20 protein-coding genes are annotated in these 23,965 nt (G+C 37.4%); 7 read left to right on the top strand and 13 right to left on the bottom strand.

From position 1 onward, the window contains the following. Positions 1–43: 43 nt before the first annotated feature. The 12 genes from fabZ to rpsB form a co-directional block, all read right to left on the bottom strand. Positions 44–496: a 3-hydroxyacyl-ACP dehydratase FabZ gene (gene fabZ, locus CPS_RS06960; RefSeq protein WP_011042400.1), complete on the bottom strand. Its 453-nt coding sequence runs from the start codon at positions 494–496 to the stop codon at positions 44–46. 130 nt (positions 497–626) lie between these two features. Then, on the bottom strand, positions 627–1,682 hold the full coding sequence (gene lpxD / locus CPS_RS06955) for a UDP-3-O-(3-hydroxymyristoyl)glucosamine N-acyltransferase (protein WP_187148307.1): 1,056 nt from the start codon (positions 1,680–1,682) through the stop codon (positions 627–629). 52 nt (positions 1,683–1,734) lie between these two features. Further along, on the bottom strand, positions 1,735–2,253 hold the full coding sequence (locus CPS_RS06950) for an OmpH family outer membrane protein (RefSeq protein ID WP_011042398.1): 519 nt from the start codon (positions 2,251–2,253) through the stop codon (positions 1,735–1,737). A gap of 108 nt (positions 2,254–2,361) precedes the next feature. After that, a complete protein-coding gene (gene bamA / locus CPS_RS06945) occupies positions 2,362–4,815 on the bottom strand; it encodes an outer membrane protein assembly factor BamA (protein WP_011042397.1) in 2,454 nt (817 codons plus the stop codon). A 325-nt stretch (positions 4,816–5,140) separates the two neighbouring features. After that, positions 5,141–6,499: a sigma E protease regulator RseP gene (gene rseP, locus CPS_RS06940; protein ID WP_011042396.1), complete on the bottom strand. Its 1,359-nt coding sequence runs from the start codon at positions 6,497–6,499 to the stop codon at positions 5,141–5,143. Between the two features lies 1 nt (position 6,500). Then, on the bottom strand, positions 6,501–7,736 hold the full coding sequence (gene ispC / locus CPS_RS06935; protein ID WP_011042395.1) for a 1-deoxy-D-xylulose-5-phosphate reductoisomerase: 1,236 nt from the start codon (positions 7,734–7,736) through the stop codon (positions 6,501–6,503). Positions 7,737–7,784: 48 nt separating this feature from the next. Beyond that, positions 7,785–8,648, bottom strand: coding sequence for a phosphatidate cytidylyltransferase (locus tag CPS_RS06930; protein ID WP_011042394.1), 864 nt, complete (start codon positions 8,646–8,648; stop codon positions 7,785–7,787). Between the two features lie 100 nt (positions 8,649–8,748). Next, positions 8,749–9,513, bottom strand: coding sequence for a polyprenyl diphosphate synthase (gene uppS / locus CPS_RS06925; protein ID WP_011042393.1), 765 nt, complete (start codon positions 9,511–9,513; stop codon positions 8,749–8,751). 108 nt (positions 9,514–9,621) lie between these two features. Next, on the bottom strand, positions 9,622–10,179 hold the full coding sequence (gene frr, locus CPS_RS06920; protein WP_011042392.1) for a ribosome recycling factor: 558 nt from the start codon (positions 10,177–10,179) through the stop codon (positions 9,622–9,624). A 76-nt stretch (positions 10,180–10,255) separates the two neighbouring features. Continuing rightward, positions 10,256–10,999: a UMP kinase gene (pyrH, locus tag CPS_RS06915; RefSeq protein WP_011042391.1), complete on the bottom strand. Its 744-nt coding sequence runs from the start codon at positions 10,997–10,999 to the stop codon at positions 10,256–10,258. A 512-nt stretch (positions 11,000–11,511) separates the two neighbouring features. After that, on the bottom strand, positions 11,512–12,360 hold the full coding sequence (gene tsf / locus CPS_RS06910) for a translation elongation factor Ts (RefSeq protein WP_011042390.1): 849 nt from the start codon (positions 12,358–12,360) through the stop codon (positions 11,512–11,514). A gap of 134 nt (positions 12,361–12,494) precedes the next feature. Beyond that, positions 12,495–13,223 carry a 30S ribosomal protein S2 gene (gene rpsB / locus CPS_RS06905; RefSeq protein ID WP_011042389.1) on the bottom strand — a complete coding sequence of 243 codons (729 nt, stop codon included), beginning with the start codon at positions 13,221–13,223 and terminating at the stop codon, positions 12,495–12,497. Positions 13,224–13,893: 670 nt separating this feature from the next. Between rpsB and CPS_RS06900 the strand changes: the two genes are divergently transcribed. The 7 genes from CPS_RS06900 (at position 13,894) to serA (ending at position 22,593) form a co-directional block, all read left to right on the top strand. Further along, positions 13,894–14,514, top strand: coding sequence for a hypothetical protein (locus CPS_RS06900; protein WP_011042388.1), 621 nt, complete (start codon positions 13,894–13,896; stop codon positions 14,512–14,514). A gap of 285 nt (positions 14,515–14,799) precedes the next feature. Then, on the top strand, positions 14,800–15,588 hold the full coding sequence (gene map, locus CPS_RS06895) for a type I methionyl aminopeptidase (protein WP_011042386.1): 789 nt from the start codon (positions 14,800–14,802) through the stop codon (positions 15,586–15,588). 108 nt (positions 15,589–15,696) lie between these two features. After that, positions 15,697–18,333: a [protein-PII] uridylyltransferase gene (glnD, locus tag CPS_RS06890; RefSeq protein WP_011042385.1), complete on the top strand. Its 2,637-nt coding sequence runs from the start codon at positions 15,697–15,699 to the stop codon at positions 18,331–18,333. A 76-nt stretch (positions 18,334–18,409) separates the two neighbouring features. Further along, positions 18,410–19,249: a 2,3,4,5-tetrahydropyridine-2,6-dicarboxylate N-succinyltransferase gene (gene dapD / locus CPS_RS06885; protein ID WP_011042384.1), complete on the top strand. Its 840-nt coding sequence runs from the start codon at positions 18,410–18,412 to the stop codon at positions 19,247–19,249. Positions 19,250–19,511: 262 nt separating this feature from the next. Next, positions 19,512–19,916 carry a hypothetical protein gene (locus CPS_RS06880; RefSeq protein WP_011042383.1) on the top strand — a complete coding sequence of 135 codons (405 nt, stop codon included), beginning with the start codon at positions 19,512–19,514 and terminating at the stop codon, positions 19,914–19,916. A 585-nt stretch (positions 19,917–20,501) separates the two neighbouring features. Then, positions 20,502–21,158 (top strand): ribose-5-phosphate isomerase RpiA, encoded by a 657-nt coding sequence (gene rpiA / locus CPS_RS06875; RefSeq protein WP_011042381.1) that lies wholly within the window; start codon positions 20,502–20,504, stop codon positions 21,156–21,158. Between the two features lie 181 nt (positions 21,159–21,339). Beyond that, positions 21,340–22,593 (top strand): phosphoglycerate dehydrogenase, encoded by a 1,254-nt coding sequence (gene serA / locus CPS_RS06870; RefSeq protein ID WP_011042380.1) that lies wholly within the window; start codon positions 21,340–21,342, stop codon positions 22,591–22,593. Between the two features lie 521 nt (positions 22,594–23,114). Here serA and CPS_RS06865 read toward each other — a convergent pair. Beyond that, the gene (locus tag CPS_RS06865) at positions 23,115–23,915 is read right to left on the bottom strand and encodes a tRNA-uridine aminocarboxypropyltransferase (RefSeq protein WP_011042379.1); all 801 of its coding nucleotides are present in this window, start codon (positions 23,913–23,915) and stop codon (positions 23,115–23,117) included. Positions 23,916–23,965: the final 50 nt, after the last annotated feature.

Genomic DNA, 23,965 nt, shown 5'->3' with positions numbered 1-23,965 from the left:
GGTAAGTAAGCTTTTTGTTCTAAATAATATTTGTAATAGGGGTCTATAAAGGGCGACGTGCACACATAAGGTCAGCACTACAAACCACTTTGCCATCAACTCTAGCTTCACCATAAAACTTCCACATTCCTCGACGTTCTTTGAGAAATTCAACATGTAAGTGCATGGTATCACCTGGTAACACAGGTTTTTTAAATTTTGCTTTATCTATTGAGGCAAATAAATACATTTCATTATCACCACGCCCTTCTGTGCTTTTAAAACCAAGGATACCTGTAGCTTGTGCTAATGCTTCTAAAATTAAAACACCGGGAAAAATGGCTAGTTCAGGAAAATGCCCTGTAAATACAGGCTCATTTATTGTGACATTTTTAATAGCATGTAAGGTTTTACCTGGTTCATGATCTATTACTTTATCAACTAATAACATTGGGTATCTGTGAGGTATTAACGTTTTTATTTCGTTAAGATCGATAGGTTTTTTTACAGTTTCCAAATGAATATTCCTTGTTAGTTAACGCAGTTAGTTAATGGTTAACTAACTAACTGCTTACTATATTTGCGTCAGCTTCATGTTGAGCGACAGAAAGACTTTGGAGTATTTTACGCATTGGCGGGGTTAATAGCTAGTTTTTAGCGAGTAATTTTTCTAACTCTTTCACTCGTTTAGTCAAGCTATCAAGTCGCTTAACTCTGGCATTAGTTTTATTCCATTCTTTATTTTGTACTACTGGCATACCAGAAGAATACACTCCTGCTTGACTGATATTCTTGGTTACCATGGACATGCCAGTAAAAACACAATTATCAGCAATAGTAATATGACCATTAACTCCGACCAGACCGGCAATAGTACAATTCTTACCTATGACAGTGCTACCTGCAATGACGGTACAACCTGCTATGGCGGTATTCTCGCCAACAATAACATTGTGAGCAATTTGAATTTGGTTATCTAAAATTACACCGTCTCTTATTTCGGTATTATCCAGTGCCCCTCGGTCAATAGTAGTACTAGCGCCAATCTCAACATGGTCGCCAATAATGACGCTGCCTAATTGCGGGATTTTATGCCATTTATACTGCCCTTTTACCGGCGCATAACCAAAACCGTCGGAGCCAATAACAGTGCTAGCTTGAATTAAGCAATGATGACCAATCTCTACTCTGTGATAAATAGTAATATTTGCCCAGAGTATCGTTGATTCACCAATTTTAGCCCCATGACCAATAAAGCAACCGGCACCAATACTTACATTATCAGCTAGTTGCACACCTGACTCAATAACTGTATTAGCGCCAACACTTACATTTTCACCGATTAAAACATCATCGGCAATAACAGCATTGGGATGAATCCCACAAGACACTTTTGGCGTACTATCAAGTAAACTAGCTAGCATGGCATACCCCATATAAGGGTTATCCATGACAAGAGCACTGACCTGACAGGCCTCTACGGCATCAGGAGAGACAATCACCGCACTCGCATTAGTTGAGCTAAGTTGTTGCTGATACTTGCTATTGGCAAGAAAAGCCACTTGCCCTGTCCCCGCCTTTGCTAAAGTTGCTAAGCCACTGATTTGAGTCAGTGCTTCGTTTTGCTCATCTAGCGCAGCTGGTACTATCAATTTAGCATCTAGTTTGATAGCAATTTCAGCTAACGTGTAAGTCATAATAATGCCTTTACCGCGATGAGTAATAAATTATTTATCTTAATGATAACTAAGCAGCTTACTTAAGTTTACTTACTTGCTCTACTACAATTTCAGTAAGGCTAGCATCTGGTTTAGCATAAACAACCGCTTGTTGAGAAAGCACTAAGTCATAATCTTGTTTAACAGCAATATTGTCTACCGCTTGACGTACTAAGGCTATGATTTTATTAGTTTCTTGGTTTTGACGTTGACTAGCTTTGTCTTGTAAAGCTTTGCCTTTTACCTGGTATTCTTGAAATAGAGATTTAACTTTTACATTAAGCTCTTCTTTTTCTTTTACACTCATTAATGAACCATCACGCTTGAGTTTTTCTTGGTAATATTTAATGTCTTTTTCAAGCTGGGTAATGATAGCTTTTTCGTCTTTAAATTCAGCTTCTAAGCTTTGCATTAGCGCGGCTGTTTGCGGTATTTTACTCATCACTTCTTGAAAATTAACTACCCCAATTTTTTGATCTGCTGCCATAGCTGAACTTGCTAATAACATACCTGATGCTGCTACGCCCATAACCATAGTTTTAATAACTTTATTCAACGTTGTTCCCCTTTATTTATTATTTGTTACTTGCGATTTTCACAGGTAAATATTTCTGTCGATTAATATAGCAAGATTAATTCATTTAACGCAGCTAAAATCTGCATTTTAAAATGTTTTTCCTATGTTAAAGCTAAAGAATGATAGATCATCACCCTCTTCTTCTCTAACGGATCTAGCGAAACTAAAAATCATTGGTCCCATTGGCGAAAGCCATTGCAGTGAAATACCTGCAGAGCTACGAAAACGTCCCGGATCTGAATAGTCGTCAATTTTAGCAAACTCTTCAGGCGCTAAATTTGAATAACTTGCCATGTTAAATTCTGTATCCCAAACAGTACCTGCGTCCCAAAAAATACTGGTACGTACACTGTTTGAGTAACTTTCGTCTAAGAAAGGTGTTGGTACTATCAACTCTAAGCCTGCAAGCGCCATAGCATTACCACCAACAGAGCTTTGTGATACCGCAATAGAATCATTGTCAGGACCTAAACAACAGCCCCCACCAGGTAGTTGCTTCGGGCTACGATATATAGCACGAGGTCCAACACTGTTATTCTCAAAACCTCTTAAAGAATCTGAGCCACCTGCACTAAAGTTCTCCCAGAAAGGTAATAATTGATCATTGCCATCAACGGTTCCGTAACCATTGGCGTAGCCTAACTGTATACGAGTTAGTACTGACCATTTTTGACTTCGGGTTAATGGGAAATAAAATTTAGCATCATAATTTAGTTTGAAGTATTGCAAATCAGACTTTGGTGACGTCATTTTCGCATTAAATCGTTGTTGTGAACCTGACGTAGGAAAAGTACCACGGTTTAGTGTGCTTCGTGATAAACCAGCATTTAAATCTAACGTTTTAAAGGCTAATTGACCATCGGGGTCATTAGGATCAGCATAGATATCATAAAAGTTTTGAATCTGATCATACGCTTCTAATTGCGATATTTGGTTATACTTCCAACCTACACCAAAATTTAAGCGAAGATATTCATTGACTGGAAAACCCCAGTTAAGACCTAGGCCGAAGGTTTTGTTCTTATATTCAACCAAGTTGGCATTACCAGCATCATATTCACTGTAATAAACTTGTCCACCAAGGGAGACAGCATCAACGGTAAAGTAAGGGTCAGTGTACGAGATAGTGGCATTTTTTTGATAACTGTTTCTGGCAATGTTTAAGCCCAGTTGATTACCCGTGCCTAGGAAGTTGTTTTGTTGTACACCCGCGTTAAGGCTTAACTTTGTTTCTGAACCATAACCTATACCAGCATTAAATGAGCCAGAAGGCTGTTCTTTAACAGTAAAGTCGATATCGACTAAATCATCTTCACCTTCAATTTGTTTAGTTTCAAACTCAACGGTCTCCATATAAGGTAGACGCTGTAACCATGACTTTGAAGATTCAACTACACTGTTAGATAACCAAGCACCTTCCATTTGTCTCATTTCACGGCGTAATACGTTATCAGCAGTAACATGATTACCTGTGAAGTTTATGCGATTTACATAAACACGCTTTCCGGGATCAATCGATATTGATAATTTAACGGTATGGTTTTCGTCATTAACTTCTGGAATGGTTCTCACTTTAGGATAAGCATAACCATAGCGACCTAAAAATTTACTAATAACTTCTTCAGTATAAGTAACTTCTGCACCGTTATATAACTCGTCCGCTTGTAATGGGTTAATAGCACGGATGGTATTTTCAAAACCAGCCATGTCACCGACAAAGTCAACTTCACTAATGTTATAAGTTTCACCTTCACTCACATTAAGGGCGATATAGACCGCTTTTTTATCTGGGGTCATTGATACTTGTGTGGAGTCTACTTTAAAGCGTAAATAGCCGCGATTAAGATAATAACTATTAATCGTTTCCATATCCCCTTGTAACGTTTGTTTCTGATATCTGTCTTGCGCCATAAAATTCCACCAAGGGGAATCATACGTTAGCTCAATTTTATCCAGAATTTCTATATCAGAAAAAACTTCGTTACCAACAATATTTATTTGTTTGATAGCAGCAGAGTCACCCTCAACAAATGAGAACTCTAAATTAACGCGGTTTCGTGGTAAATGGGTTACTTTAGCGGTCACTTTCGCATTGTATTTACCCACACTGTGATAGAAGTTCTCTAAGCCCATCTCTATACCAGAGATGACGGTGCGATCAAGAGTTTCACCGACACGAATATTACTACCATCAAGACTTTCTGTTAGCTGCTCATCTTTAAGATCGCTATTACCATCAAAAATAATTTCGTTTATTGTTTCTCGTTCTCTAACACGATAAACCAAGCGATTACCATCTCGGTAAACTCTAATATCATTAAAGTGACCGGCTTGGTATAAGGCCTTTATAGATTGTGAAATTCGAAAGTCATTGAGTTCGTCACCGACATTGAAAGGTATATGCGTTAACGCGGCCCCTAAAGCAACACGTTGAAGACCTTTAACTTCGATGTCTTCAACTTGAAAGCTTGATGCAGCTTGAGCAATAGGTACTGATGTTCCTAGCGCACCTAATAGTAGGGCTAAGGCAATTTTTTTCATGATCATATATTATAAACTTCGTTACTTCTTTTTATAAAAACGGTTAGCTACACACTCAATATACAGCAGTGACTCTAACATTAGACTGAGTTCAATAAACGACTCATAGCCAATAATATTAAAGTGTTAAGGTATTTACCTTAAAATTAGCCTCTTCGACTTTCTTTATCCATCCGTTGAAATCTCATAAAGCTTGATAGCAATAAGGAGTGTATCCTTTCTTCAAACGATTTAACTTAAAACTTTTATTATCACTTTGTTAAAATTTTTAGTGACTTCTTTGTGCGCTCTTTTTTATAAGCGTAATATTCGCAGAAATAATTATTTACCCAAGAACCCGACTAAAATCATTAAATAAGCCAATAGCCATCAACATCAATAATGCTAAGGCACCAAACTTAAATCCTGCCTCTTGCGTTTTCTCTGGCACTTCTTTACCTGTAAAAAGCTCTATAAGATAATAGAGTAAGTGTCCACCATCAAGTACTGGAAGCGGTAAAAGGTTAATTATTCCCAAATTAATACTAATTAACGCTAAAAAGCCTAGAAAGTATACAAAACCATGACTTGCACTATTACCTGCACCTTGAGCAATACCGATAGGACCGCTTAGGTTTTTTACCGATACATCGCCAGTAATAAGTTTCCCTATCATACTAAATGTTAAACTTGTCAAATTCCAAGTACGCTGTGCGCTTTCTTGGAGAGAATCAATTGGTCCGTAACTTAATTCAACTAATAACGATTTTGGCCATGCATCAACTTTAGGGGCAACACCAATATATCCAATAACCTTTCCTGCTTGTTCAATACTGTTTGGTATCACTAGGGGGGTTAGTATTTCATCATTACGCTTAATAGTGATTGATACTTCTTTACCCGGATACTGTTTTATCTCTTTTGCAAAAGCTACCCAATCGTCCGTTAAGACATCATTAACAGCGATGAGCTTGTCACCCACTAAAAGTCCGCCTAACTCAGCAGGGCTTTTTTCTGCCACAGCCGCCAATTCATTGTGTACTTTAGGTCTATAAGGCGAAATACCTAAGCTAGTTAAAGCCGACGTTTTATCCGGTGAGAATTCCCAATTACTGGTGTCTAAAGTAAAGCTAGATATATACTGGCTATCACTATTTTTAGTTTTAATGGTTATTTCTTGATTACCAATTTGTCCTATTAGCGCAAGGTTAACTTCTTGCCAATTACGTGTTTTATCGCCTGCGATACTAACAATCTCACTATCTTTTGTTAGATTAGCTTCCGCTGCAATTGAGCTTGGACTAATATTTCCGATCATTGGTTTTACACTTGGAACACCAATAAGGAACATTATATACAAAGCAAATAAAGCAAAAATAAAGTTAGCTAAAGGTCCTGCTGCGACAATCGCTATACGCTGGTAAACTGTTTTAGAATTAAAAGTTTTATCTTTATCTTCAGGCTTAACATCATCAATACGCTCATCTAACATTTTGACATAACCACCCAGAGGTATCATCGCCAAAACATATTCAGTGCCATCTTTTCCTGTTTTTCGCCAAAGAGCTCGACCAAAACCGACAGAAAATCGCTCAACTTTTACGCCGTTTTTTCTAGCGACCCAAAAGTGACCATATTCATGTACTGTAACTAGGATACCTAAGGCGATAACAAAAGATGCTAGGTTCCACAAAAAGTCCATCATGTTATTTATTACCCTTTTGCGATAGCGCTTCAGTTTGCAAAAAATCTGCTAACAATGTTTGTGCAAATGAACGCGCTTGCTCATCTAGGGCAATAACCTCATTAATATTATCTACCTTTTGTGAGACAAATTTTTTCACAGAAGTTTCATTTATTTTATAAATATCGGTAAATTTTATTTTTTCGTCTAGAAATGCAGCAACAGCAATTTCATTGGCAGCATTGAGCGCAGTACAAGCAGCTTGACCTTGCTTACACGCTTCAATTGCAAGTTCCAGATTAGGATATCGTTCAAAATCAACGGGTTGAAATTCAAAAGAGGGAGTATTAAAAAAATCTAGCGGTGCTACGCCTGATTCAATACGTTCTGGAAAGCTCAAAGCATGGGCTATTGGAGTACGCATATCTGGATTGCCCATTTGCGCAATTACAGAGCCATCTTTGTACTGTACCATTGAATGTATGGTGCTTTGGGGGTGCAAAACCACTTGAATATCTTCAGCTTCAACATTAAAAAGCCACTTAGCTTCAATAAATTCAAGACCTTTATTCATCATAGTGGCAGAATCAACGGATATTTTTCGTCCCATATCCCAGTTCGGGTGAGCGCACGCCTGTGAAGGTGTCACTGATTCTAGGGTATCAATAGCTCTAGTTCTAAAAGGCCCGCCAGAGCCAGTTAACAATATCTTACTGATGCCATTGGCAAGAAGTTGGCATTCACCTATTTCAGCTTGCTGCTGGGATGGCAAGCACTGGAAGATTGCATTGTGCTCACTGTCGATAGGTAAAAGCTCTGCGCCTGAGGCTTTTACAGCAGCCATAAAAATAGCGCCTGATGTTACTAAGGCTTCTTTATTCGCTAATAACACTCGTTTTCCCGCATTCACTGCGGCGAGCGTCGGTAACAAACCAGAAGCACCGACAATAGACGCCATCACTGTATCTGAATTTTGACACTCGGCAATATCAATTAAAGCTTGTTCACCTGATAAAACAGTAATATTACTAACATTTGCGTCATTTAATTTTTGAGTAAGTAGAGCTGCGTGTTCACTAGAGACGAGTACTACTTGCTGTGGCTTAAATTCAATACATTGTTCGAATATCACATCAACGCTAGTATAAGCAGCTAAACTGATGACTTGGAATCGTTCAGGGTGAAGTCTTACTACATCGAGAGTACTACAACCAATTGAGCCCGTTGAACCTAATATACAAAGTTGACGTTTAGACACGCATTTACCCCAATTAATTTATTAAAATGCTCGAAAATACAGAGATTATCAAGCAAGTAATAGGTAACAAAGAGCAAAAACAGGTGCAGTTGCCGTTAGACTATCTATTCTATCTAAAATACCGCCATGACCGGGTAAGATAGAACCACTATCTTTAACACCCGCTTGACGTTTAAACATACTCTCCGTTAAATCACCTAACACAGAAATTGAGGTGATCAATAAGGTAACTAACAAAGCCGTTATAAACTTATCATTTGACCATTGTAATGAAACCCCCACGATCCCAGTTAAGATAGCTGCACAAACGACACCACCCAGAAATCCTTCAATGGTTTTTCCAGGACTAACATTGGGCATTAGTTTATGTTTACCTAAAGATTTCCCGACAAAGTAGGCACCTACATCAGCACTCCACACTAGCATAAACAAGTACATCAATAACTGCGCACCTTGAAATTCATCTAATACATAATTATTTGTACGTAAAACCATAAAGGCAAGCCATGTAGGTACTAAGGTTAACCAACCAAACATTGCAATTATAAATTTATTATTAGACCAAAAAGCACTCGACTTAGGATATGAAAACATTAATAAAGCAGCAAATAACCACCAAATAACACTTAACCACAACAGTGACGTTATTTCATGTTGTACACCTGTTATGACTAACCAAGTTTCATCTACTGGTAATAAAAACCATAGAGTAGCGATTAAAGCGCTAGTGATTACGACATAACCTAAACGTTGAATGGTATTGACCAAACCCATAAAGCGGGCCCACTCCCATGAACCTATGGCGATAATTGCCATTAGAAGCCCGGCAAAGTAGTTAATGGGCAAATAGAAAATTGCTGAGATTGCAGCTGGTGCTAATATTAAAGCCGTTATAATTCGTTGTTTTAACAAGGGCTACCCTTTTTAGTAATGGACTATATGCTAGTCAGGCAAGCTCTGAGTAAGGTTACTCGGCTTACTATTCTTAATTATATTTTTAGTAAGTTTTCAACTATATTTTTTCGTTTCTTGCTTGTTCGCCTGTTTTGCCAAAACGACGTTCTCGGTGATCAAAGCAGCTCATGGCTTCTAAAAATTGTACTTCATTAAAGTCAGGCCACAGCGTATCGGTAAAATAAAGCTCTGCATAAGCAGCTTGCCACAAGAGAAAATTACTAATGCGATAATCACCACCGGTACGGATAAGTAGATCTAATGTAGGTAGGTTTGCTAAACAGGTATGTTCATTGAGTGTTTCTTCATTAATATCATCAAGGGACATAGTACCTTGTTTGACGTCACTAGCTAATTTTTTAGCCGCTTGAGCGATATCCCAACGACCACCATAATTTGCCGCTATGGATAATACTAATCCAGTATTATCTGCAGTAAGCTGCTCTGATTTAGCAATGTTTTTTTGTAATTTATCAGAAAAACGGCTTAAATCACCAACCACTTGAAAGCGAATATTATGTTTATGTAAACGCTTAACTTCTTTAGTTAGCACATACATAAATAAATCCATCAGTACACTGACTTCTTTTGCCGGTCGCTGCCAATTTTCACTACTAAAAGCAAAGAGTGTTAACGCTTTAACATTAGACTTTCGGGCCGTAGCAACAACCTGTCGTACTGATTCAACGCCAGCCTTGTGTCCTGCAACTCGTCCCTTGCCTTGCAGTTGCGCCCAGCGGCCATTACCATCCATGATGATAGCAACATGTTGAGGGATGCTTTTATTATCAGTTTGTTCAACCAATATGTCGGTATTATCCACTTAACAATTTTCCATTAATTATTTAAGTTTTCGTATTTATAAAACGCTATTAATAAAAAACGCCAGTTGGCTAAACAGCAACAACATGGCGTTTTGTAATAAACGAACTTATATTTCCATTAGTTCCGCTTCTTTTTTCACAAGCACTTCATCCACTTGCTTCACAAATACATCTGTTATCTTTTGAATTGAATCTTCAGCTTGGTGGTGATCATCTTCACTGATTTCTTTTTCTTTTAACAAGCTTTTAAAATCAGAGTTCGCATCACGACGAATATTACGAATAGCAACTTTTCCGCCTTCAGCTTCACCACGAACAACTTTAACAAGGTCTTTACGACGCTCTTCTGTAAGCGGTGGTAATGGAATGCGAATTAACGTGCCATTTGATTGCGGGTTCAAGCCTAAATCAGATTTCATAATAGCTTTTTCAACAGCTGAAATCATACTTTTATCAAAAACTGTAATCGAAAGATTTCGTGCATCTGGCACTGAAACATTACCGACTTGGTTTAATGGAGTATCCATACCATAATATTCAACAACAATATTATCTAATAATGAGGCATGAGCACGACCAGTTCTGATTTTAGTCAAGCTAGTTTTTAAAGCTTCAATGCTTTTACCCATGCGGTCTTGAGCATCTTCAATTATTTCATCTATCACGATAATTTCCTAAATATTAATAAGTTAACTTAAGTCAGGCTTTAAACATCCTGACTTACTCACCCTTAGTTTTGACTTAAGTTTCAGTACGTTTCTTGTGTGAAATCACTGTGCCTTCAGTATTACCCATGATGACAGATTTCAAAGCACCTGGCTTATTCATATTAAACACACGAATAGGGATGTTGTGATCTCGTGCTAAAGTAAAGGCAGCTAAGTCCATTACTTTTAATTCTTTATCAAGCACTTCATCATAACTTAGTTCGCTATAAAGTTCGGCTTCTGGGTTCTTGGCAGGATCTTCTGAGTATACACCGTCAACTTTAGTCGCTTTTAACACGGCATCAGCTTCAATTTCGATACCACGTAAACACGCGGCTGAATCTGTAGTGAAAAATGGATTACCTGTTCCTGCTGAAAAGATTACCACACGGCCAGACTTTAACAAACTAATAGCATTTGCCCAGTTGTAACGTTCACATACGCCCGCTAAATCTATGGCAGACATCAAACGTGTATTTACAAAGGCACGATGAAGAGCATCACGCATTGCTAAGCCGTTCATTACGGTCGCAAGCATACCCATTTGATCGCCAACAACACGGTTCATACCGGCTTCAGCTAAACCTGCGCCACGAAATAAATTTCCACCGCCGATAACTAGACCTACTTGAATACCCATCTCTACCAGCTCTTTTATTTCTTGAGCCATACGGTCAAGTACTTTTGGATCAATACCAAAACCCTCGTCTCCCATCAGCGCTTCACCACTGAGTTTTAATAGAATTCTTCGGTAAGCAGGTTTTGGATTGGTTGTCATAGGGAGAAATTCCTGTCGCGGTTAAAGTAATAAAATTTAAGCACAAAAAAAGCCGAGGTCAAAAGACCGCGGCTATTTTAATACGTTTAGCTCACACACGATAGTCTAAACTGAAAAAACTCTATTTTTATTATGTAAATATTATGAACAGGTGACTTTTCAAGGTTAAAATCCATTTAACTTAAAGTGATTTTATTCTCGGTATGAGTTTTATAGTATAGTCATTCGATGCAAAAAATAATTAAAGTGGAAAAATTGCGATAAAAGGAGCAAAGTGTAGCGTTTTTATTGCTACTTGGCAGGTAAATACATTATCCAACCTTTATACAGTCACTCCACTTTTTGTACTCTGCTCTACCCTTCAACAAATGAACGACTACCAGTGTAATAACGAAAGAATAGCAGACGCTAAATAGTAGGCATAAAAAAACGCCTACCTAGGTAGACGTTTTTTGGTAATTCAAGCTATTTGATTTTGCTAGTAATAAAACTAATCCATCAAATAAAACGAATTAAGCTTTAGCAGCAGCAATTTGTGCTTCAACTTCAGCAGCGAAATCTTCTTCTTTCTTCTCGATACCTTCACCAACTTCTAAACGTACGAAGTTAGAAACAGTGATACCTTTCTCAGTAAGAATTACACCAACAGTTTTCTTAGGTTCCATGATGAAAGCTTGACCAGTTAAAGAAACTTCACCAGTAAACTTCTTCATGCGGCCTGTAACCATCTTCTCAGCGATTTCTTGAGGCTTGCCTTCGTTCATCGCCATTTCGATTTGAATGCGCTTTTCATTGGCAACAACATCAGCTGGAACGTCATCAGGAGTTAAGAACTCAGGTTTGCTTGCAGCAACGTGCATAGCAATGTGCTTAAGTGATTCTGCATCACCTTCACCAGCAACAACAACACCGATAGTAGCGCCATGGCTATAAGATGCTAAATTAGCACCTTCAACGTATTCTACGCGACGAATATTGATGTTTTCACCAATTTTAGTCACAAGCGTAATACGCTTTTCTTCGAATTGTGCTTGAAGCTCTGCGATTGTTACTTTAGAAGCAAGTGCAGCGTCAGCAACTTCGTTAGCAAAACCTAAGAAGTTATCATCTTTTGCTACGAAATCAGTTTGACAGTTAACTTCAACTAAAGCAGCAAGGCCATCAGTAGTTTTAATTAAAATTGCACCTTCAGCAGCTATGTTACCGGCTTTCTTAGCCGCTTTAGCTTGACCGTTCTTACGCATATTTTCAATCGCAAGTTCCATGTCGCCTTCAGCTTCTACTAAAGCATTTTTACAATCCATCATGCCCGCAGCTGTGCGTTCACGAAGTTCTTTAACCATTGCAGCAGTAATTGCCATGAGTTAATTCCTCAGTTTTCTGTTATCCCCATATTTGAATTATCACTAAATCAATTTTGGGCATAAGTATTAAATAAGTTGCCACAAAAGCGTACTTTTGTGGCAATAGAAAATAAACGTATTGTTAACTGAAATTATTCAGCTTCAACAAAACCGTCTTTTTCAGCTTGTACTACGATGTTTTGCTCACGGCCGCTAAGCACAGAGTTAGCAACAGCATCACAATATAAAGTGACAGCACGAATTGCATCATCGTTACCTGGAACAACGTAATCAACGCCATCAGGGTTTGAGTTAGTATCAACAACAGAAATTACTGGGATACCAAGGTTGTTTGCTTCTTTAATAGCAATGTGCTCGTGATCAGCATCAATGATAAATAAAACGTCAGGTAAACCACCCATGTTTTTGATACCACCTAAGCTTTTATCAAGCTTTTCCATTTCACGAGTACGCATTAACGCTTCTTTCTTAGTTAACGCTTCGAAAGTACCGTCAGTGCTTTGAGATTCTAAATCTTTTAAACGTTTGATAGATTGACGAACTGTTTTCCAGTTAGTCAACATACCACCTAACCAGCGGTGGTTAACGTAGAATTGGTCAGACTTAATAGCAGCATCTTTGATTGCATCACTTGCAGCACGTTTAGTACCAACAAATAATACTTTACCTTTTTTCGATGAAACATTGTTTACAAAAGCAAGTGCTTCATTGAACATAGGAACTGTTTGTTCAAGGTTAATGATATGAACTTTATCGCGAGCACCAAAAATGAATTGCTTCATTTTAGGATTCCAGTAACGAGTTTTGTGACCGAAGTGAACACCTGCTTTAAGCATATCGCGCATTGAAACGTTTGACATTTTTCTTTTCCTTTATGGGGTTAAGCGTTCATACACCCAATATACACGACTCCTTTGTTTCGACTTTATAGTCAAAAGCTGAGCACCCCGGTATACCTTTAATAGATGTATGTGAGTTTATAATAATGACTTAATAAGCCAAAAAACTAACAAGTTTCTTGATCGAATAGTCGATTTAAATTGTCACTTAACCAAGCTAAACTATTTATTGTCGTTTATAAAAAAGACAACTCAGATTAACTAAAAATTAAGCGCCGCATTTTATACCATAAAAAGGATCCTTTAGCGAGGTAAAAATCATTTGTCATCAAATGTCGATTTATAGTGGGATAATCGGACAAGGCGAGTTAAAATCATCAGATATATACCCGTTTCACTTAAAGATGCATGATTCAGCTGGCATTAGAAACGCCTTTAGGCAAGACATTGATTGAAGAGAATAGTTATTCTATTGTCGACATCAATAACGCAGCATAAAGCGTTTCTAAACCAGCCCCTTGGGGAAGGCTGAGCAAATCACACTCTGCGTTACATTTCTTTTTAAGGGAATGACCCTTAATAAAAAATGTGCCTTGATTATGAATTGCTCAGACTTCCTGGAACGAGCATCTTCAAGTGAAGCGGGTATAGATATATTTAATTAAAATCATCAACTTTTGTAGAGTAAATAATGGCAGCAGAATTATTTTTCATTTATGACAGTCACTGTCCGTGGAGTTATGCAGCAACTCCCTTAGTGAATGCGGTAAACCAAGCGTTACCAGAAGTGGCTTTGAACTTATGGCATTGTGCCTACTTTTCAGATGCCGACGGCGAGAATATAATAACTAAGCAACAAATAGCTCAAGTTAAAGAATTATCTTCTGTTAATTTTTCACCTGATTATATGAGTAAGTTGGCACAAGGAAAAGATTCTACCTTATGCGCAAATCTCATGACTTGGGCTGTAGGTAAAACACCACAGCAAGCATTAGGATTATTAAATGCTCTACAAACGGCACATTTCTCAGCAGGTAATGACTTAAGTGAGCCAGCAGATTTGAGCGACATCATTGATGAGTTCAAATTATCTGTACCAGCAAAAGTGATTAATAAAACCAAGTTAACCACTGATGCTGCAGCACAAGTACATGAAATTTATGCACTTCAAGATATAATAGGAACTCAAGCTATTCCTGCATTATTATTAGCTATAGATGATGAACTCATCCTACTTAATCACAATTTTTACTTAGAAGATCCTAATGCCATCATTGATGCGATAAAATTAGAGTTAAATAAGTACAGTTAACTTGCTATCTTATTAGCACGTTGCTCATCGATATAGATGAAACCATACCAATGACGTTAATTATGGGTTATAGCTTTCATTGTAAATAAGCAATGATAATAAATCTTCAAAAGCAAGGCGCTTGATTGAGTAATAGCTGACTATTACAATTGAAAGCAACAAGGTTATTGATATTTAGACCACTTACAAATGGTCATTTAGTTAGTGTTATTGGTATTAAAATTAATTGAAAGCTCAGTCGCAAGTAATACTGTGGCTAGCGCAAACTAAAAGAGATTGAACAAGATGGCCATCACCATAAAAAGCCAAGACGAAATAGCCAAAATGCGAATTGCTGGACAATTAGCTGCTGACGTTTTAGAAATGATCGCTCCGCATGTAAAAGCGGGGATTAGCACTGATGAACTTAATACCTTATGTGCCGATTACACAGAAAATGTTCAACATGCTATATCTGCACCACTGAACTATCATCACTTCCCTAAGTCTATTTGTACTTCTGTTAACCATGTTGTTTGCCACGGTATTCCTGATGCAACTGTGTTAGCCGATGGCGATATTATTAATATTGATATCACCGTAATTAAAGATGGTTATCATGGTGATACTAGTAAAATGTTTATTATTGGTGAGCCCTCCGCTGAAGATAATCGCCTCTGTCGTATTACGCAAGAATCACTTTATTTAGCACTCAAGAAAGTTAAACCAGGCGCCACGTTTGGTGAAATTGGCGCAACTATTCAAAAGTTCATTAAAAAATCAGGTCGTTATTCTATTGTTAAAGATTATTGTGGTCATGGTATCGGTAAAGAGTTTCATGAAGAACCACAAATTATGCACTATAAAAATAATGACAAAACTAAAATGGAAGTAGGCATGTGTTTCACCATTGAGCCTATGGTTAACTTAGGCCGCGCCGGTACTACTTTAGACAAAACTGATAACTGGACTGTTTATACAGCCGATGGTAAAAGATCTGCTCAATGGGAACACACTATTGTAGTAACTAAAACCGGTTGTGAGATTTTAACGTTGCGTGAAGAAGAAACGATTGCGCGTATATTACATAATTAGTATCGATATCCGTTAACATTCAAAGTGCGGGAACCATGCATATTGATTGATAATGGGTACAATATATTAAAAACTACAGATTAATCGCTATAGATAAAAGGTAAGCCCTTGACTAGTCATCCCGTATCCGTACATATAGTTCCGTCACACTTTATTAATCAGCTGGCTATTAGTGCTGACTTTTTATCTACTCGAGACATCTGTCAATTAAGCCAATCATTTAATACTTGGTTAAAAGACGTTTTTATTGAAAACGATATAAACGACTTATTATCTGCACGAGCTGTTTTTGTAGATGCTATTTTAAAGAAGCTTTGGTGCCAGCACCATCTTGATGAATTTCAAATCACCCTGATTGCTGTTGGTGGTTATGGTCGCGGGGAGTTACATCCCCAATCTGACGTTGATATATTATTATTAACCCAAGAAGAAGTAGACCTAGAACTTGAAGAAAAAATATCAAGCTTTATTACCCAGCTTTGGGATATAAAACTTGATATTGGTCACAGTGTTCGTTCTATTAAAGAGTGTTTAAAACAAGCGGTAAAAGAAGTAACCGTTGCGACTAATTTAATGGAAATGCGACAGGTTGCCGGTAATGAAACGCTTACCCAACAATTAACGCCTCTATTAAGTGAAGACGTTTTTTGGACCTCTGAGAAATTCTTTATTGCCAAATGTAAAGAACAAGAAGCAAGACATCAGCAATACCGAGGGGCAGCATATACCCTTGAACCAAACTTAAAAGCAAACCCCGGTGGTTTACGTGATATTCAAACTATCGCTTGGGTGGCTAAACGTCACTTTTCAGCCGACTCCTTAGAAGAACTGGTTGAACACGACTACCTCTACCCAAATGAATTTTTTGAGCTATTAGAATCACAAGATTATCTATGGCGCATGCGTTTTGCACTGCACTTCGTTGCTGGTCGTAGCGAAAATCGCCTTTTGTTTGACTATCAAGCTGATGTTGCGAAAATGATGGGCTTTGGTGACGAAGGGAAAGCCCCTGTAGAACGAATGATGAAACGTTTTTTTCGTATCATTGCACGGGTTACTGAATTAAATACTATGCTGTTACAGCATTTTGAACAAGCTATCATTAAGAAACCCGAGCTAAGTAATATTAGTATTATTAACCAAGATTTTGAGCTGGTTGATAAATTAATCAATACCAGAAATGATCGCATATTTATGCGACCAGTCAAAATGATTGAAATGTTTTTGATTATTGCGCAAGAACCCGGCATTAAAGGTATACACTCGCACACCATGAGGTTAATGCGTAATGCACGTAGACGATTAATTTCCGGATTAATCGATTATGCAGAATGTCGCCGAATGTTTATGGCTATTATTCGTCATCCACGTGGTTTGGGTTTAGCATTAACTTTGATGCACAGACATAGCATACTAAGCTCATATTTACCGCTGTGGCGAAATATCGCGGGGCAAATGCAATTTGACCTATTCCATGCATACTCAGTGGATGAACATAGCTACCGAGTCATTAAGAATTTACACCAATTCAGTCAAAAAGAGCATAATCATAAATTTCCGTTATGTAGTAAAATAGTACAAAAAATTCGTAAACCGGAAGTCCTTTACCTTGCTGGATTTTTCCATGATATTGGCAAAGGTCGTGGTGGTGACCATGCTAAATTAGGGGCTGTTGATGCCTTAACTTTTTGCTTGTCACATCAATTAAGCAAACACGACAGTAATATGGTGGCATGGCTTGTTGAGCATCATTTATTAATGTCTGTTACTGCTCAGCGTCGTGATATCAATGACGAGAATGTCATTCGTACTTTTGGTGAAATAGTTCGAGATGAAGCACATTTAAATTACCTCTATTGTTTAACCGTTGCTGATATGCGCGGAACCAACGAAAGTCTTTGGAATAACTGGAAAGCAAACTTGCTTGAAGAGCTTTATTTTAATACCTTAAGTGCATTCCGACATGGTTTAGAAAAACCGGTAGAAGTTCGTTCTAAAATTAGAGAAAATCAACAACAAGCCTTGGCTTTGTTAAACGAAAATAATGTTGATGAGCAAAGTATTAAAGCCTTATGGCGTGAATTTAGAATTGACTATTTTTTACGTTATTCACCAGAGCAAATAGCCCGACAATGTCAGAACATTGTCGAGCACGATAGAGAAAAACCACTGGTACTCATTAGCCCGATACCTTATAGAGGTGGCACGGAAGTATTTATTTTCACAAAAGAAAAAAACAATACCTTTGCCAGTACAGTTTCATTTTTGGTAACAAAAAAATTATCGATTCATGATGCAAAAATTATCACAACAAAAACTGGCTATACAGTAAATACGTTTGTCGTGCTCGACAGTCGTAATAAACCTTTAAGAGAACGTTTCTATACCAAAGAAATGAGTCAAGCGTTGGTTGATAGACTACAGCAAGTGAATATCTGCGAGCTTCCTGAACCAAAGCTAGCGAGACACATGAAAAAATTTAAAGTGCCACTACGCGTTAACTTTATTAAAATACATGCAAAAAATCGAACAATGATAGAGATTATAGCCTTAGATAGACCCGGTTTATTGTCCAACATTAGTCAAGTATTTTTAGAAGCACGGGTTAATATCCACTCAGCCAAAATAACAACCTTTGGTGAAAAAGCTGATGATGTATTCACTATTTCTACCGAAGAAGATGATGCGCTAACCACTCAAGAAAAAGAGGCCTTAGCACTGCGATTAACGCAAGAAATTGATTAACTAACTTACAGCCCTATATCATACAAATAAATAACACTAATAAATAACACTAATAAATTTCAAATAGGAAAGCCTAATGACAGATTTAAAACACTTAGCTAGTGTAATTGAACAAGCCTTTGAAGAAAGAGCCAGTATTTCTCCTGCAACCGTTTCAAGTGAGATTAAAAACGCAGTGCTTGATGCGTTAGCCGCATTAAATAACGGCAGTGCACGCGTAGCAGAAAAAGTAGATGGCAGCTGGCATGTAAACCAATGGCTTAAAAAAGCGGTATTACTTTCTTTTCGTATATGGGATAACCAAGTAATTGATGGTGCAGAAAGTACTTTTTTTGATAAAGTACCGATGAAGTATGAAGGTTATACGCAAGCAATGTTTGAAGCTGACGGTGTTCGTGTAGTCCCTGGCGCAAGTGTTCGTACTGGTAGTTTTATTGGTAAAAATGTTGTGGTAATGCCGAGTTTTGTCAATATTGGCGCTTTTGTCGATGAAGGCTGTATGGTAGATGCTTGGGCAACAGTGGGATCTTGTGCACAAATTGGTAAAAATGTGCATTTATCTGGCGGTGTCGGTATTGGTGGAGTGTTGGAGCCTTTACAAGCTGGACCAACCATCATTGAAGATAATTGTTTTATTGGCGCACGTTCAGAAATCGTTGAAGGCGTTATAGTAGAAGAAGGTGCAGTAATTTCTATGGGCGTCTATATCGGCCAAAGCACTCGTATTTTTGACCGTGAAACAGGTGAGGTACATTATGGACGAGTACCTGCTGGCTCAGTGGTAGTGCCAGGTAATTTACCTTCAGCTTGTGGTACATACAGTTTATATGCTGCAATTATCGTGAAGAAAGTTGACGCAAAAACGCTAGCTAAAGTTGGTATCAACGAATTATTACGCGCAGTATCAGAAGAGTAATAATTAAAAAAATGAATAGCTAAAAATTTGACGCTATTTAATATAATCAAGCTCGTTCAATACTTATTACTAATAAATAAGCATTAAACGAGCTTTTTTATGAACTAAATAAAAATAACTAAAATATTATAGCTCCATTTTAGTTAATATTTTCATAGTATTATAATTTATAACCCTCCCTTATTTATAAAACTTAACTTTCTGGTATAACACTTGCTCTATTGATAATAATTCAATCGCATTATTTATCATTAGGTTTGTTATGAAAGTATTTAAAATAGCAGTCTGCTTACTTTGTTTTCTGGTACTCGGCGCTTGTTCTAATACCGCGCAAGTAGAGCCAAGCAGTGAAAACAACCACTACTTTGCTAAAGAATTTAGCCATAATGAATTTATCACTTACCAAAAAGACTCTGTTAAGAAGTCAGCATCATCAGATCACGAGTTAATGCTTTCATTGCTAAACAGACCCATGCCTGAAGATCAGCGAATGATGTTAGCCTTTGCTCAACGTCAAGCGAATTACTTTCCTGATAGCACTATTATTGGTGTGCAAATAAAGGGTGATAAAAAGAACCAAAATATAAGTACGAGAACAAGATCACAATATGCGCAGACTATTGCCCAGGATATCAATGCAGTGACCATTAGCGCTTTGCCAAAGTAACACTATTGACGGTAATTATGCCTTCGTATTATTTGAATCTAAGTTTAACTAAATCAGCTTATAAACAATTAATTACTGTTCACCTTTGATCTTTATTTCTCACCCTAACCACAACGAATAAACCTACTCATTATTGCCTATAACGATTCCTCATAAAATTTCTAAAACAAACCGTCATAGTTGTAACTAACCTTTAACTATCAGAATACTTTAGTGTTATAATTGCCTTTTATAGCCTTTAATACCAATCGAACTAATTTATTGATCACTTAGCGAGAATTAAAAGGCTTAGAGGCAAGGCATTGATTGAAGAGAATGGTTATTCCCTTGTCAAAATTAATAACGCCGCATGTAAGCCTTTTAAACTCGCCCTTTGGGAGCTCATTAGCAAACTGATAACATTACAAAATGAATGAAATATAGACTAACTATGTTTAACTCATTTTACTTGTTTTAAGCTCGCTAACGTAACTCTAAGCTGACCAATAAATTAGTCCGTTTGGTATAAGGCTTATTGGCACTCACTTTACTATTACCCACTTATATCCAGTTAAACGATAATAGTTTGGTAACAAGGCATATAACATGACTCAAGATGAAATGAAAAACGCAGCCGCCATTAAGGCATTAGAATTCATTGAAAATGATACTATCGTCGGTGTTGGCACTGGCTCAACAGTTAACTTTTTCATTGAAGCTCTAGCCTCGATGAAAGATAAAATAGCAGGTGCTGTTTCTAGCTCAGAAGAGTCAACTAAGCGTTTAAAAGCACACGGTATTGAGGTATTTGATTTAAACAGTGTTGATGTTTTAGATGTATACGTTGACGGTGCCGATGAAATCACTCGTCATATGTCGATGATCAAAGGCGGTGGCGCAGCATTAACCCGTGAAAAAATCGTGGCGGCAGTCGCCAAGAAATTTATTTGCATTGCCGACGATTCCAAACAAGTAAAAGTATTGGGTAACTTTCCTTTGCCTGTTGAAGTAATACCTATGGCGCGGAGTTATGTCGCACGTGAATTAGTTAAATTAGGTGGCGACCCAGTTTACCGTCAAGGTGTGACCACAGATAATGGCAACGTTATCCTTGATGTGTACAATCTCGAAATTCTTGATCCAAAAGCACTAGAAACTCAAATTAACGCTATTGTTGGCGTTGTGACTAATGGTTTGTTTGCACTTCGTGGCGCTGACATATTAGTACTTGGTAGCAAAGATGGAATTCAGGTTATCCAATAATTTGTTAGACACATCTAGTTTTAAGTAAAAAATCAGATTTTCAGCATATTTATTCTATAAAGTGCTCAATAAATCCTTTAGAGTTTATACACTATATGATATGTTAAACCTCTATTTAGATATCTAGCCATCTAAACGAAAGTATATTTAGCCGTTTAATTTTGATAAGTGAAGCCAATTTATGATCATTGCCAACCAAAACTCATTAGCAAAAAGTAAGATTAAAATTTTATTACTTGAAGGCTTGCACCCAAGCTCTCTAGAAGAATTGAAGCTAAAAGGTTATTCAAATATTGAATCACTTAAAACCTCGCTCTCAGAAAGTGAGTTAATTGAAAAAATTGCAAATGTTCACTTTATTGGCATTCGCTCACGTACTCAGTTAACTGAAAAAGTGCTAAGTCATGCGAATAAGTTGGTTGCTATCGGTTGTTTTTGTATTGGCACCAATCAAGTTGATTTAAAAGCAGCTCAAACTCGCGGTATCCCTGTTTTTAATGCTCCATTTTCAAATACTCGTTCAGTTGCTGAGCTTGTTCTTGGTGAAACGTTATTATTACTACGTGGTATTCCTGAGAAAAGTGCAAAAGCTCATCGTGGTGAATGGTTGAAATCAGCGGTTGGCTCAGTAGAAGCCCGTGGCAAAGTACTAGGTATTATTGGTTACGGTCATATTGGCATGCAATTAGGTATTTTAGCTGAAACATTAGGTATGAGAGTACGCTTTTACGACGTAGAAACTAAATTACCTTTAGGTAATGCAAGTCAAGCGCCGTCATTAGATGCATTACTTGGTGAGTCTGACGTAGTGAGCTTACATGTACCTGAAACAGCGCAAACTCAAAATATGATTGCACAAGCTCAATTCGAAGCAATGAAACAAGGCGCTATCTTTATTAATGCTTCTCGAGGAACTGTGGTTGATATCCCTGCTTTAGCACAAGCTTTGGATAGTAAAAAAATTGCAGGGGCTGCAATTGATGTTTTCCCTGTTGAGCCAAAGAGTAATAATGACGAGTTTATCTCAGCGTTACGCGGATTTGATAATGTTATTCTAACGCCACACATTGGTGGTAGTACAAAAGAAGCACAAGCCAATATCGGTTTAGAAGTAGCAACAAAGCTAGCTAAGTATTCTGATAATGGTTCAAGTCTATCTGCGGTTAACTTCCCTGAAGTATCTTTACCTGATCACTCTTTTCCAGGTCAGAAGAATACCAGCCGTTTATTACATATTCACCATAACCAACCAGGTGTTTTGACTCAAATTAACCAAGCATTTGCTGAACACAATATTAATATTGCAGCACAATACTTACAAACCGATGACAAAATTGGCTATGTGGTTATTGATCTTGATTCAGAAGATAGTAGTTTAGCGTTAGAACAGTTAAAACATGTTGATGGCACCATACGCGCTAGAATATTGCATTAATTATTTAAAGATTTAAATCTCCTTTACTTAATAATTTACAACACAAAATAAAGGCCCGTTTATAAAGTTATAAATGGGCCTTTTTGTATGTAAATTTGGTTAACTGCTTCCCCCTAATACATAAGCTAATACTATATTATACCAAACGGATTAATTTATTGGTCAGCTTAGAGTTACATTAGCGAGCTTAAAACAAGCAAAATGAGTTAAACATAGTTAGTCTATATTTCATTCATTTTGTGATGTTATCAGTTTGCTAATGAGCTCCCGAAGGGCGAGTTTAAAAGGCTTACATGCGGCGTTATTGATTTTGACAAGGACGCTGCATGGATGCAGCTTATTAGAGAATGCAGGAGCTTATTCTCCTGAATAACCATTCTTTTCAATCAATGCCTTGCCTCTAAGCCTTTTAATTCTCGCTAAGTGATCAATAAATTAGTCCGATTGGTATTAAATTAAGAATATCCCCGTCACAAATCAGTAATCAGTAATCAGTAATCAGTAATCAGTAATCAGAGGCTTTATCGGTATGTCTTTGCTAGAAAACTTTGATAGTTTTCAATGGCATTAACATTACCTTTATTACGTTGACAGACACCTTTTTGATATTGGAAATTGAAAACATCAAACCATAAATCGAGCATGTGAGCATTAGTAGTTTCACCATGCATATCTAATACTCTAGCCGCAACCTCAGCAGTTGAAAATTGATGTTCAAGCTCAGTTTTTCTAACTGTATAACGAGAGTCCTGACCAACTGGGGATAATTGACTATTGTTCTCACTTTGACAATTACCACTGACTGCTTGAATTGCTGTTTTCACGTCAAATGACACCATTGGAAATCTATCTAAATATGGGCTTTTACGAAACATTTTTTTAGCTTCACGCCAACTACCATCAAGCATAATAAATAATGGCCGTTTACCTTCAGGGCAGATAACATTATTAGTGAATACTTTACGTTCATCATCAGCATACTCTTGCGGAAAAACAACGAGAGGAAACCATTTTTCATCATTAATTACCGCTAATAAATCAGGATTTTCTTGCGTTCTTGACCATAAAAAAGCAAAGGTATCCGGAATTAGATCTGCAATGAGTTTACCAGTATTACTCGGTTTTAATACTTCCGTGTCATACATTAATAACAAAAACCCTGCCGTTGTCTCAACGTTCTCCTTAAGGGGGGATATTTCACAAATACAGAATGGCTTAGCAAGTTGACAGAGTTGACAGCGAATTACCCGCTGTCCTCGTGATTTGTAGGTGGTTGTACTTAGGCTTTTACGATATTGGTGTAATTGATGAACAGCGTGCATGTTTGACAAAATATAAGGATAAAAAGACCCAGCAATTATAACAGTGCTAG

This window comes from Colwellia psychrerythraea 34H (assembly GCF_000012325.1).
In the GTDB taxonomy this organism is placed as follows: Bacteria; Pseudomonadota; Gammaproteobacteria; order Enterobacterales; family Alteromonadaceae; genus Colwellia; species Colwellia psychrerythraea_A.
Note: the sequence above shows the minus strand (reverse complement) of the source record. Positions and strands in the feature narration are given on the sequence as shown.